Below are 12,596 nucleotides of genomic sequence, written 5' to 3' on the forward strand. Positions count from 1 at the left end.
GAGAGAAATGGAAGCGGAACACCGCGATCGGGCGCTCGCCTGGTTGGATCTGCGGCGCGATGCCGTATTCAACAAAATACCCATCGCCAGGCGTCGCTATTATTTAGAGCACGCGCTGGCGGCGGGCGAAAAAGCGGCAGCTAATCTGCCGCATCGGGATCTTGAGCGGCTATACGCGGAAAATGACATCAGTATCAAACTGGCAACGCACGGCGGCGTCTTTTTTAGCGCCCGCTTACGCGCTCAACTGGAGTACAGCAAAGCTCAGCGCCGACGCCAGGTGACGTTATATCAGCCCTCCCTGGACAGCCTGCGAGCCAGCTGCGCGCAAATGGGATACGCCATGAGCGAACGGGAAATTATCCATATTCACCTCGCTCACGAATTCTTTCATTTTCTTGAACATCACCACTATCAACCCGTGCCCGCCACGCTGGACAAAGTCTGTCATTTTGCGTTTGGCCCCTGGCGTAGCTATGCAACGGTTATGGCCACTTCGGAGATTGCTGCCCATCGATTTTGCCAGCATCTGAACGGTCTGCCGTTTTACCCGAGCTGGTTTGATTGGCTATGGTTAATTGATAACGGTAAATGCACTGCGCAACAACGAGATGCGCTGCTGGCAGCAGCGTGGAACGAACTACAGCAAATATGACAAGGCCGATTCATCGAACCGGCCTGAGGAGCGTTAAATAAACGCAAATGCATCGCCGAACAGGCGGTCTTCACGCGCCTGACGTTCATTGCAGAACAGGTCACGCGCGATTTTCGCCATTTCAAAACGTCCCGCGATATAGATATCGTGCTCCGCTAGCGTACCGTAGTCCTGCAGCACCGCGGTGAGTACGGTACCAGAACGCCCACGCCACTCTTCTTCAGGCTGCTCAACCACCGGCACTACGCGCAGGTTAGGATGATTCACCGACAGTGCTTCCAGCTCAGAGAGATCGTAGAGATGTTTCTCTTCGCGGCCACCCCAGTAGATCGCCACGTCGCGATTCGGGTTACGCGCCAGCGCGGTCAGCAGAATGGAGCGTACGTAGGAGAAGCCCGTACCGCCAGCAATCAGCACCAGCGGACGATCGTCTTCATCACGTAACCAGGCCTCGCCGTGCGGGATATCTACCACCACTTCGCGGTCTTTGAGGATGCGGTCCATCACGGCCATTGCGTACAGGTTCAGCTCAGAAGCACCAATGTGCAACTCGATAAACGCCTTTTCATCCGGCGTTGAGGCCATGGAGAACGGACGCTTATCGCGCTCGTCCATCACCACCATCAGATACTGTCCGGCACGAAATGAGAAGGCAGCTTCGGGTACTAAACGAACGCGATATACCGTATCGGTAATGGCATCCACCGAGGTCACTTTACAGCTTAAGGTTGTCATGCGCTCCCTCTGTCGGGTCTTTTCCCCCATCCTCATTCACGCGGTCGGCGCAACGCCCACGGCGTGAAATCTTCCGGGGTGGGTTATCATTTATTGTCGGAAAATATGGCCAGCTCGTCCCAGATCTCATCAATACGCGCCGTAACGGCGGGATCTTTCTTAATTGGACGGCCCCATTCGCGCTGGGTTTCCCCAGGCCATTTGTTGGTGGCGTCCAGCCCCATTTTCGACCCCAGGCCGGAAACCGGCGAGGCGAAATCCAGATAATCAATCGGCGTATTCTCTACCAGCACGGTATCCCGCGCGGGGTCCATGCGAGTAGTGATCGCCCATATCACATCGTTCCAGTCACGTGCGTTGACGTCATCATCGCAGACAATCACGAATTTTGTGTACATAAACTGGCGTAAAAACGACCACACGCCCATCATTACGCGTTTTGCGTGCCCAGCATACTGTTTTTTCATCGTCACGACGGCAAGGCGATATGAACACCCTTCCGGCGGCAGATAGAAATCAACGATTTCCGGGAACTGCTTTTGCAAAATAGGCACGAAGACTTCATTCAGCGCTACGCCCAGCACCGCCGGTTCATCCGGCGGACGCCCGGTATAGGTGGAGTGATAAATCGCGTCTTCGCGCTGGGTAATGTGGGTGACGGTAAACACCGGGAAGCTGTCCACTTCGTTGTAGTAACCGGTGTGATCGCCATAGGGGCCTTCCGGCGCCATTTCACCAGGCTCAATATAGCCTTCGAGGACAATCTCGGCGCTGGCTGGCACTTCCAGATCGTTGGAAACACACTTCACCACTTCCGTTTTCGTCCCGCGTAGCAAACCCGCGAACGCGTACTCAGAAAGCGTGTCCGGTACCGGCGTCACCGCGCCAAGAATGGTTGCCGGGTCTGCGCCCAGCGCGACCGATACCGGAAAACGTTCGCCCGGGTGTGCAGCGCACCACTCCTGGAAATCCAGCGCGCCGCCGCGATGCGACAGCCAGCGCATAATCAATTTGTTTTTGCCAATCACCTGCTGACGATAGATGCCCAGGTTCTGCCGCTCTTTATGCGGACCACGGGTCACCGTCAGGCCCCAGGTAATGAGCGGTGCCGCATCTTCCGGCCAACAGGTCATCACCGGAATGCGCGAGAGATCGACATCGTCGCCGGAGAGAACTTTCTGCTGGCAAGGCGCGCCGCGCAGGCGCTTAGTCGGCATGTTCAACACCTGTTTGAACTGCGGCAGTTTGTCGAACAAGTCGCGGAAACCTTTTGGCGGCTCCGGCTCCTTCAGGAAGGCTAAGAGTTTACCCACTTCACGTAACGCGCTGACGTCTTCCTGCCCCATGCCCAGCGCCACGCGCTTGGGGGTGCCGAACAGGTTGCACAGCACCGGCATGTCATAACCTTTAGGATTTTCAAACAGCAGCGCTGGCCCACCCGCACGCAGGGTGCGATCGGCAATTTCGGTAATTTCCAGATGGGGATCAACCGGGAGGCTAATACGTTTTAGTTCACCCTGCTGTTCGAGTATGGTCAGAAAGTCGCGTAGGTCATGGTATTTCATGGGGTAATTCTTGGCCTCCTGGTAAGCGCCTTAGTATACGGCGAATGGTCCTTCGATGCTGTATTTTTGTTAAATTAGCGTGAATTAAAGCTGTCATAATCAACATCGCGATCTGCCCGCACTTTTGCTATGCTTCCGCGCTAACGAGTGGAAAGAGTCATTATGCAAGCCTGGTATTTACTGTACTGCAAACGCGGGCAACTTCAGCGCGCCCAGGAACATCTTGAGAGACAGGCGGTAAACTGCCTGACGCCGATGATCACCCTGGAAAAAATAGTGCGCGGCAAGCGCACCTCGGTTAGTGAGCCGCTGTTCCCGAACTATCTGTTCGTGGAATTTGACCCGGAGGTGATTCACACCACCACGATTAACGCCACCCGCGGCGTCAGCCATTTTGTCCGCTTTGGGATGAGTCCGGCAACCGTGCCATCTTCGGTCATCCATCAGCTCTCAATCTATCAACCTGATGATATCACCGACCCGGAAACCCCCTATCCCGGCGACAGCGTGGTCATTACCGAAGGTGCGTTCGAAGGGCTGAAGGCCATCTTTGCCGAGCCTGACGGCGAAGCACGCTCTATGCTGCTGCTTAACCTGCTGAACAAGCAAATTAAGCAGAGCGTCAAAAACACCGATTTCCGCAAGGCCTGAACTAAAAGCCGATCTTCAATAGCCGTTTGGCGTTACTGTCCGTAACGGCTTCCAGCCACTGTGCGTCTTCCCCACGCCATTCGGCCACGCGTGACAGAATATGCCGTACGTAGGCCGGCTCGTTACGACGCGATGCCGGTTTCGGCGTCATGTCGCGCGGCAACAGATACGGCGCATCGGTCTCCAGCAGCAGGCGATCCGCGGGGATCGTCGGCAGCAGTTCTCGCAGTTCCAGACCGCGACGCTCATCGCAGACCCAGCCGGTGATGCCAATCATCAGGCCCCGGTCCAGGCACTGCTGCGCTTCTTCACGCGTGCCTGTAAAGCAGTGCAGCACTGCACCCGGCAAATGGTCGAGCCACGGCTCCAGCAGCGCGAGGAAACGCTCGTGAGCATCGCGGCAGTGCAAAAATACCGGCATACCCAGCTCGGCGGCCATCGCCAACTGAGCGCTAAACGCGATTTCCTGCTCGGCTGGCGTGGAGAAGTTGCGGTTGAAGTCCAGGCCGCACTCGCCCACAGCCACGACTTCGGGCTTGTTCACCAGCGCATAGATGGCGTCCGCTACCTCCGGCGACCAACTGCTGCTGTCATGTGGATGAACGCCTGCCGTTGACCAACAGCCTTCAAAGCGTTCCGCTAGCCGCTGTGCTTCTTCGCTCTCATGACGGTTGGTTCCGGTCAGCAACATGCCGTGCACGCCTGCGGCCCGTGCTCGCGCGACCACCTCATCACGATCGCGCGCGAACTGTGAACTGGTCAGGTTAACACCGATATCAAACATCCTTGCCCCCATATGACAACCGCCCTTACGGGCGGTTGGTTATTCTTCAGTTTGTTCCGCTTCCGCGTCTTCGTCACGCGTGAGTCGCTTGCCCGCGTAGAAACGAGAGAAGAAGACCCCCACTTCAAACAGACAGTACATCGGGATAGCCAGCAGCGTCTGCGAGAACACGTCCGGTGGCGTCAGCAGCATGCCGACCACAAACGCGCCAACCAGCACGTAAGGGCGCTTCTTGCGCAGATCGTCCGGCGTGGTCACGCCGACCCAGCACAACAGAACGATAGCAACGGGCACCTCAAACGACACGCCGAAGGCAATAAACAGCGACATGACAAAATCGAGATAGCTCTTGATATCCGTTGAGACCAGCACCCCTTCCGGCGCGGTATGCGTCAGGAAGCCAAAGGCCAGCGGGAACACCACAAAGTAGGCAAACGCCATGCCGATATAAAACAGCAGGGTGCTGGACACCAGCAGCGGCACCACCAGACGACGTTCATGCTTATACAGCGCAGGGGCAACAAACGCCCATACCTGGTACAAAATAACCGGCGCGGAGAGGATCAGCGAAACCATAAAGGTCAGCTTGATCGGCGTGAAAAACGGCGACGCCACGTCGGTGGCGATCATCGTCGCGCCAACCGGCATCTGTTTAATAAGCGGCGCGGAGACCAGCTGATAGATATCGTTGGCGAAGTAAACCAACGCCAGGAAAATGACGAGAACCGCGATGATGCAGTTGAGCAGGCGCTTGCGCAGCTCAATCAAATGAGCGATCAGCGGTTGAGTATCTTCTACGCTCATGTTTACGATTTATCACTCGATGCGGGGGAGGATTCAGGAGCAGCGGCAGCAGAGACTTTCTCTTTCTCTGCCGGTTTCACCACCTCGGACTCCGGTACTTCGGCAGGCTTAGCCACCGGCTCTTCAGCGTGCGTCGCCTGCGGTTCAGCCGCCTGCGATGGCTCAACGGCTTTATCCTTCGCCACCGGGTTATGGATGGTATTGGCCTCGTCGCTCGCCTTTTCAGGATCATGCATCGAATAGGACCGTTTCATCGACTCAGCCGCTTCACGCAGTTCATCCATGGAAGCCTTAAGTTCAGGCGTCAGGCTATCCAGACTTGCTTTCTCCACTTTCTTCAGGCTGTCCTGAAACTCCTGGAGTTTAAGCTCCTGCGTCAGCTCATTTTGTACGGTAGTCGCCAGCGAACGCAGCGCCCGAATCCAGCCCACCACCGTTTTCACCGCTACCGGCAGACGTTTTGGCCCCAATACAATGAGGCCAATAACGAACACCAGCAGCAGTTCACTGAAACCAATATCAAACACGAATTACACCTGCTCGTTGTCGTGGCGTTTCGCTTCGTCTTTCTTTGCACTTTCCTGCTTATCAGCAATTGATTTTGCAGTGAAATCTGCATCCTGGTCCGCTTTAGGTTTGGTGTCGTCTTCATCACTCATGGCCTTCTTGAAGCCTTTGATGGACGAGCCTAAATCGGAACCCAGCGAGCTCAGCTTTTTAGTCCCGAAAAGCAGAACTACGATAACGACGATAATCAGCAACTGCCAAATACTAATACCACCCATACATGTTCCTCTGATAGATGATGAATTAATCAGCGCGCATTATACGTTATGCGGCGCCCTGTTAGCGACGCATAATTCAGCGCGTCTTCCGCCATCCCACGAGCCATACCACCAGCCCTCCGGCCATAAGCCACGCGGGTGCCAGCCCCCATTCAGGGCGTTGAACCAGTAATACGGTACCGCTGAGGAGTAAAACCGCACCTATACCAAAGAGATAACGCGATTGCCCCTGACGGGTACGGTGCGTTGCCATCTCCTGAGAAAGCTTCTCAAGGCTAGCCTGTACCTGTTTGCTCTGACGCAGGCTGTCGTAGACTAACTCAGGCAATTCCGGCATTTTTTCAATCCAGAACGGCGCTTTTTCCTTCAGCGCACGGAACAGCGCCGGAATACCGACCTGATCCTTAATCCACGATTCGAGGAACGGTTTTGCCGTCTTCCATAAATCTAACTGAGGATAGAGCTGACGTCCTACCCCTTCTACGTAAAGTAATGTCTTTTGCAGTAACACGAGTTGTGGCTGAACTTCCATGTTGAAGCGCCGGGCGGTGTTAAACAGGTTCAGCAGCACGTGACCAAAGGAGATCTCCGCCAGCGGCTTTTCGAAAATAGGTTCGCAAACGGTACGAATCGCGAATTCAAACTCTTCGACGTTGGTGTCCGGCGGTACCCAGCCGGAATCGACGTGCAGTTCGGCCACCTTGCGGTAGTCTCGGTTGAAGAAGGCGATAAAGTTTTCCGCCAGGTAGCGCTTGTCTTCTTTATTTAGCGAGCCGACGATACCGCAGTCGATGCCAATATACTGGGGATCTTCCGGATGCTCATAGCTAACAAAGATGTTGCCAGGGTGCATATCGGCGTGGAAGAAGCTGTCGCGGAACACCTGGGTAAAGAACACCTGCACGCCGCGCTCGGCCAGCAGCTTCATGTTGGTATTCTGCTTCTCAAGCGTTTCGATGTCGGACACCGGAATGCCGTAGATGCGCTCCATCACCAGCATATCGACGCGACAGTAGTCGGAATACACCTCTGGCACGTACAGCATCGGGCTATTTTCAAAATTACGCCGCAGCTGGATGGCGTTCGCCGCTTCGCGCAGCAGGTTCAGCTCGTCGATCAGCGTTTTTTCATAGTCGCGCACCACTTCTACCGGGCGCAAACGACGACCGTCCGGCAGCAGGCGGGGAACCCAGCGCGCCAGGCGGTAAATCAGCTTCATATCGGCTTTGATGATCGGCAGGATATCCGGACGGATCACCTTGATAACCACCTCTTTGCCGTTCTCTTTCAGACGTGCGGTATGCACCTGGGCAATAGAGGCTGAAGCTAGCGGTTCAATGTCAAAATCGTCGAACCAGCTCTCGACGGGAATATCGCCCATCGATTTTTCAATCTGCTGCTTCGCCAGCTTGCCGTCAAACGGCGCAACGCGATCCTGCAGCAGGATTAATTGGTCGGCAATCTGCGGGGGGAAAAGGTCGCGACGGGTAGACAGCATTTGCCCGAACTTAATCCATACCGGGCCAAGCTCCTGTAACGCCAGCCGCAGACGTTCGCCCAGCGGCTTATCCTTGTGGCGATTTGGCATCCAGAACAGCAGCCGACGCCCCATACGCAGCGGCAGCGTGATACGCATTTTGGGAATGAGCTCATCAAGCCCGTAACTCAAAAAGGTGCGGATGATAAAATACAGGCGCCGTAATTCTCCTGGCGTCATTTCCCCTCCAGTTTTTCCAACCGTTTGGCCAGCGCCGCAAGCTCACGCTCCACCGCCGCCGTCTCTTCCGCAAACCAGGCGACTTCCAGCGCGCCCGGTGCCAGACGCCACTCTTCCGTCAGGGTTTCAGCCACATAGCGCTGCTGACGTGCCAGACCATGCTGTAAGAACTTCGCCCCGCCGCGCAGCAGTTTACTGACGCCTTCGGCGGCAATATCGCCTGTATACGGCGCCAGCAGTTCTGCCGGGTCAAACTCGGCGAGATCGGCCAGCGACACCAGGTTTTGTACCACCTGAAGGTCGCCCTGCACTTCCAGATCGTTATTGCGGATAAGCGCGGTGAGCTGCTGGCGATTGCGCAACTGCGGCAACACGCTAACCCGGGTGATGACGGTGCAATCAGCCTCGCCTTCCCACGCGCCCAGTACGTCAACCTGACGTTCACTGAAGACCAGCACCAGCGGCGAAGAAAACTCTTTCAGTTCAACGCGTAATACTTTCCCGATAAGACGCTGACGGACAGGCTTTAACGCTTTTTCACGCCAGAGCAGCGCGTTTATGGCGGTTTCAATACTGCCGGTCATTAAGGGTTTTAAAGGCATAGCGGCCCCCCACTTATCAGAATTTATAGCCACGGTGCAGCGCGACAATCCCTGCCGTCAGGTTGTAGTAATCAACGTTTTCCAGCCCGGCGTTCTGCATCATCTCTTTCAGCGTGTCCTGATCCGGATGCATACGGATAGATTCCGCCAGATAGCGATAGCTGTCGGCATCATTAGCCACCGCTTCGCCAATACGCGGCAGAATGTGGAATGAATAGGCGTCGTAGGCTTTGCTCAGCGGGTCGAAAACCGGCTTGGAGAATTCGAGCACCAGCAGGCGTCCGCCCGGCTTCAGCACGCGGTACATGGAACGCAGCGCTTTGTCTTTGTCGGTGACGTTACGCAGACCGAAAGAGATGGTGATCAGGTCAAAGGTGTTATCCGGGAACGGCAGCGCTTCCGCGTTGGCCTGCACGTATTCCACGTTGCCGACCACACCGATATTGCGCAGCTTCTCACGCCCCATTTTCAGCATGGAGTCGTTGATGTCCGCCAGCACCACACGGCCGGTTTCACCCACCATGCGCGAGAATTTCGCCGTCAGGTCGCCGGTGCCGCCCGCCAGATCAAGAACCGTCTGTCCACGGCGCACGCCGCTGCAATCAATGGTAAAACGCTTCCATAGACGATGAATCCCGAATGACATCAGATCGTTCATTACATCGTATTTTGCGGCGACAGAATGGAATACATGCGCCACCATGTCTTCTTTCTGTGATTTGGCGATTGTCTGAAAGCCAAAGTGCGTCGTTTCTTGTGAATCCTCAACCATCTCTATGCCTGCTTATCAAGAAAATGTTCATGGAGTGTAACAGATTGGGCGCAATTGCCCTACGATTCCACCCCGTTACGAAATCCGTTCCGACGCCGGATTAACGGCGTTCTGCAGCTAACGGATTGTCATCATTCATGTCGGTGTCGTCACGCAGACGAAAATCATCGTCTTGCGCCGTCGCTTGCTCAACCAAATCCGGATTAATCTCGCGCTTCACCTCTACGCCAAGGTGGCGGAAGGCTTCGGCCTGCGTCAGCAGGTTGCCGCGCCCGCTGGTCAGTTTTTTCATCGCCTGACGGTAGTTATCCTGGGCTTTATCGAGGCTCTGGCCGATGGCCGACATGTCGTCCACGAAAAGGCGCATTTTGTCATATAAGCGGCTGGCTCGTTCAGCAATATGTTGCGCATTGCGGCTTTGATGTTCATAGCGCCACAGGTTAGCAATGGTACGCAGCGCCACCAGCAGCGTAGTGGGGCTCACCAGCATAATATTGTTTTTCAGTGCTTCGCTGATTAACTCTGGCTGGCGGTCAAGCGCCAACAGGAAAGCCGGCTCAACGGGGATAAACATCAGCACGTAGTCCAGCGAACGCAGGCCCGGCAACTGCTGGTAGTCTTTGCGCCCCAGCAGGCGAATATGGTTACGCACCGCGGCAATGTGTTCCTGCAACGCGGCTTCGCGGGTGTAGTCATCATCAGCGTTAAAGTAGCGCTCGTAGGCCACCAGCGTCATTTTGGCGTCGACCACCACATCTTTGCGATGCGGCAGGCGGACGATCACATCAGGCTGCATGCGCGAATTGGCATCGGTATTGATGCTCACCTGGGTTTCGTATTCGTGCCCTTCCCGCAGGCCGGAAGCCTCCAGTACGCGGGTTAGCACCACTTCGCCCCAGTTGCCCTGGGTTTTGTTGTCACCCTTCAGCGCTCGGGTCAGGTTGACCGCTTCCTGCATCATCCTGCCGCTCATCTCTTGCAGGCTACGAATTTCATAGGCCAACGTATGGCGCTCTTTCGCCTCCTGGCCAAAGCTCTCCTGCACCTGGCGGCGAAAACCGTCGAGCTGCTCGCGCAACGGCGTAAGCAGGCCGTGCAGACTCTGCCGATTCTGTTCATCAACGCGGCGGTTGCTCTGTTCAAAGATGCGGTTGGCGAGGTTTTCAAACTGTTCGCTCAGGCGCTGCTCGCTGTTGAGCATCAGGCGGTATTTTTCATCGCCGTGCTGACGGGTGGTTTCCAGCAGCGTCGTGACTTCGCGGAGATCGACTTCCAGCGACGAGTTGATTTCCCGCAGGTTACGCAGTTCGTTATTGAGCAGTTCGCACTCTTCACGCCAGTGGCTATTCTGGGCAATCTGCTGCTTCGCCGCGCTCAGCTCACCGTACACATCACGCTCTTCCGCTAACTGCTCCGCGCGCTGCTGCGCCACGCGATAGCTCGCCGCCAGCCAGCCAATCGCGATCCCCGCCAGCGCCACCAGCGCATAAATCACCACGGCAATATCCACAATGCCCCCTGCATAAACCGGTTATCTGCAAAAAATAGGATTGTGCTGTATAAACGTCCAGTTTTAAAGCAGTTTCCTGCGAGCGTCTACGCAAAAAGAAAAAGGCCGAACAAGTCGGCCTTTCACAAAGGGAGGGGAAATTACAGCAGGCGGCGCGCCGCTTCCACCACGATTTTCACCGCGTGGCTTTCGGTCTGCTTCATGGTCTCTGCGTTTGGAATTTCCTGCTGGGTACGGTTAACGATAACGCCGGCAACCATCCCCGCACGCAGACCCTGGCTGGAACACATGGTCAGCAGCGTGGCCGATTCCATTTCGTAGTTCATGACACCCATAGACTGCCACTCTTCCATGGAGCCTTTGAAGGCTTTCACCACGCGGCCAGAGAAGGTGTCGTAACGTTCCTGCCCCGGGTAGAAGGTGTCGGAAGAGGCGGTTACGCCCACGTGGGTGGTTGCACCCACAGATTTCGCCGCTTCAACCAGCGCGGTGGTACAAGCGAAATCAGCAACGGCCGGGTATTCCATCGGCGCAAAGTGCAGGCTCGCGCCGTCCAGACGGACGGAAGCAGTCGTCACCAGCACGTCACCGACGTTGATGTTCGGCTGAATCGCCCCGGTGGTGCCCACGCGCAGGAAGGTACGGATACCCAGTTGCGCCAGCTCTTCCACGGCGATAGACGTTGATGGGCCACCGATACCGGTAGAGCACACGATCACCGGCTTGCCGTCGAGTTCGGCACGCCAGGAGGTAAATTCACGATGAGATGCCAGTTTGACCGGCTTTTCCATCAGCGCGGCGATCTTTTCCACACGCTCCGGGTCACCAGGGACAATCGCTAACGTGGCCCCTTGTAAGTCATTTTTAGTGAGACCGAGATGAAAAACATCAGACTTGGACATAAAGAACTCCTCTGTGGTTCAGTTTTGTCAGAAGAAGCAAAAATGTACTTTATAGAAGACCACAACTCTTTTTCGTGATTACCATCACTAAGAATTAAAAATATTACATTAAATTCCACGCAATTAGTGATTTACATCACATTAACAAGTTATTGTTAATTCCTGCTGCACAAAAATGCGCCGCATTAAGGCACTGTAATTCGGCTATGCGTTCATTAAAAGGGTACGGAGAATGCCATGACAACCAACAAACAACCTGGATTTGCCCCTGCGGCTTCACCTCATGCCTCGACCATCGTTCATACGCCCGAAGAGGCGATTACGGCGGGAGAAACCTCCATTCCGTCACAAGGCGATCTGCTGCCCGCCTACCACGCTCGACCAAAACACAGCGATGCGCCGCTTCCGGTAATCATCGTAGTGCAGGAGATTTTTGGCGTCCACGAACACATCCGTGATATCTGCCGACGTCTGGCTCTGGAGGGGTATCTGGCCGTTGCGCCGGAGCTCTATTTCCGCCAGGGCGATCCGAACGATTATGACGACATTCCGTCGCTGTTCAGCGGTCTGGTCAGCAAAGTGCCCGACGCGCAAGTGCTGGCTGACCTCGATCATGTCGCCAGCTGGGCGGCCCGCAACGGCGGCGACGCCAACCGCCTGGCAATTACCGGCTTCTGCTGGGGCGGGCGCATTGCGTGGCTGTATGCTGCGCATAACCCGCAGCTTAAGGCAGCCGTCGCCTGGTATGGCCGACTGGTGGGCGATAAATCGCTGAACAGCCCTAAACACCCGGTCGACGTGGCGGTTGATCTCAGCGCCCCGGTGCTCGGTCTGTACGGCGGCGAAGATACCGGCATTCCGCTTGATACCGTGGAAACCATGCGCCATGCGCTACGTGCAGCGAACGCGAAAGCGGAAATCGTGGTTTATCCCGAGGCCGGGCACGCATTTAACGCCGATTACCGTCCCAGCTATCATGAAGAGTCAGCCAAAGATGGCTGGCAGCGCATGCTAGCGTGGTTCGCGCAGTACAACGGTAAAAAGGGTTAAGCCGCTCGCCGTTCAGCGTGGTAAGCACAGGCGTATCACGATGCTCCACAGGCAAGACCTGAAG

General features: G+C 55.8%; 14 protein-coding genes. 3 read left to right on the top strand and 11 right to left on the bottom strand.

Going from position 1 to position 12,596, the window contains the following annotated elements; genetic code table 11:
* Positions 1-7: 7 nt before the first annotated feature.
* Complete coding sequence (locus tag K7B04_RS03825; RefSeq protein ID WP_223803516.1) at positions 8-655, top strand: hypothetical protein; 648 nt, start codon at positions 8-10, stop codon at positions 653-655.
* Positions 656-688: 33 nt separating this feature from the next.
* On the opposite strand, the gene fre is transcribed toward K7B04_RS03825, so the two are convergent.
* Positions 689-1,390: an NAD(P)H-flavin reductase gene (gene fre / locus K7B04_RS03830; protein ID WP_064546498.1), complete on the bottom strand. Its 702-nt coding sequence runs from the start codon at positions 1,388-1,390 to the stop codon at positions 689-691.
* Between the two features lie 86 nt (positions 1,391-1,476).
* Positions 1,477-2,955 carry a 4-hydroxy-3-polyprenylbenzoate decarboxylase gene (gene ubiD / locus K7B04_RS03835; RefSeq protein ID WP_223803517.1) on the bottom strand — a complete coding sequence of 493 codons (1,479 nt, stop codon included), beginning with the start codon at positions 2,953-2,955 and terminating at the stop codon, positions 1,477-1,479.
* 162 nt (positions 2,956-3,117) lie between these two features.
* Between ubiD and rfaH the strand changes: the two genes are divergently transcribed.
* Entirely contained in the window at positions 3,118-3,606 is a 489-nt protein-coding gene (gene rfaH, locus K7B04_RS03840; protein WP_163448192.1) for a transcription/translation regulatory transformer protein RfaH, read from the top strand.
* A gap of 1 nt (position 3,607) precedes the next feature.
* Here the strand turns inward: rfaH and tatD are convergent, their stop codons facing one another.
* From tatD to udp, 9 genes are all read right to left on the bottom strand, one after another.
* Positions 3,608-4,402: a 3'-5' ssDNA/RNA exonuclease TatD gene (gene tatD, locus K7B04_RS03845; protein WP_223803518.1), complete on the bottom strand. Its 795-nt coding sequence runs from the start codon at positions 4,400-4,402 to the stop codon at positions 3,608-3,610.
* Between the two features lie 27 nt (positions 4,403-4,429).
* Positions 4,430-5,194 carry a Sec-independent protein translocase subunit TatC gene (tatC, locus tag K7B04_RS03850; protein ID WP_064546487.1) on the bottom strand — a complete coding sequence of 255 codons (765 nt, stop codon included), beginning with the start codon at positions 5,192-5,194 and terminating at the stop codon, positions 4,430-4,432.
* A gap of 2 nt (positions 5,195-5,196) precedes the next feature.
* Positions 5,197-5,721, bottom strand: coding sequence for a Sec-independent protein translocase protein TatB (gene tatB, locus K7B04_RS03855; protein WP_167577151.1), 525 nt, complete (start codon positions 5,719-5,721; stop codon positions 5,197-5,199).
* Between the two features lie 3 nt (positions 5,722-5,724).
* Positions 5,725-5,979 (bottom strand): Sec-independent protein translocase subunit TatA, encoded by a 255-nt coding sequence (tatA, locus tag K7B04_RS03860; RefSeq protein WP_064546483.1) that lies wholly within the window; start codon positions 5,977-5,979, stop codon positions 5,725-5,727.
* A gap of 76 nt (positions 5,980-6,055) precedes the next feature.
* Complete coding sequence (gene ubiB / locus K7B04_RS03865; RefSeq protein WP_163448189.1) at positions 6,056-7,696, bottom strand: ubiquinone biosynthesis regulatory protein kinase UbiB; 1,641 nt, start codon at positions 7,694-7,696, stop codon at positions 6,056-6,058.
* Positions 7,693-8,298, bottom strand: a complete 606-nt coding sequence (locus K7B04_RS03870; protein WP_223803519.1) for an SCP2 domain-containing protein — start codon at positions 8,296-8,298, stop codon at positions 7,693-7,695. Before K7B04_RS03870 ends, ubiB begins: the two co-directional genes overlap by 4 nt.
* Positions 8,299-8,314: 16 nt before the next feature.
* Complete coding sequence (gene ubiE / locus K7B04_RS03875) at positions 8,315-9,070, bottom strand: bifunctional demethylmenaquinone methyltransferase/2-methoxy-6-polyprenyl-1,4-benzoquinol methylase UbiE (protein WP_064546477.1); 756 nt, start codon at positions 9,068-9,070, stop codon at positions 8,315-8,317.
* 100 nt (positions 9,071-9,170) lie between these two features.
* On the bottom strand, positions 9,171-10,580 hold the full coding sequence (rmuC, locus tag K7B04_RS03880) for a DNA recombination protein RmuC (RefSeq protein WP_223803520.1): 1,410 nt from the start codon (positions 10,578-10,580) through the stop codon (positions 9,171-9,173).
* 140 nt (positions 10,581-10,720) lie between these two features.
* Entirely contained in the window at positions 10,721-11,482 is a 762-nt protein-coding gene (udp, locus tag K7B04_RS03885) for a uridine phosphorylase (RefSeq protein ID WP_064546475.1), read from the bottom strand.
* Positions 11,483-11,719: 237 nt separating this feature from the next.
* On the opposite strand from udp, the gene K7B04_RS03890 reads away from it, so the two are divergent.
* Positions 11,720-12,532 (top strand): dienelactone hydrolase family protein, encoded by an 813-nt coding sequence (locus K7B04_RS03890; RefSeq protein WP_163448186.1) that lies wholly within the window; start codon positions 11,720-11,722, stop codon positions 12,530-12,532.
* The last annotated feature ends 64 nt before the right edge of the window (positions 12,533-12,596 follow it).

Origin of the sequence: Kluyvera sp. CRP (assembly GCF_019930565.1) — a bacterium.
Taxonomy (GTDB): domain Bacteria; phylum Pseudomonadota; class Gammaproteobacteria; order Enterobacterales; family Enterobacteriaceae; genus Kluyvera; species Kluyvera georgiana_A.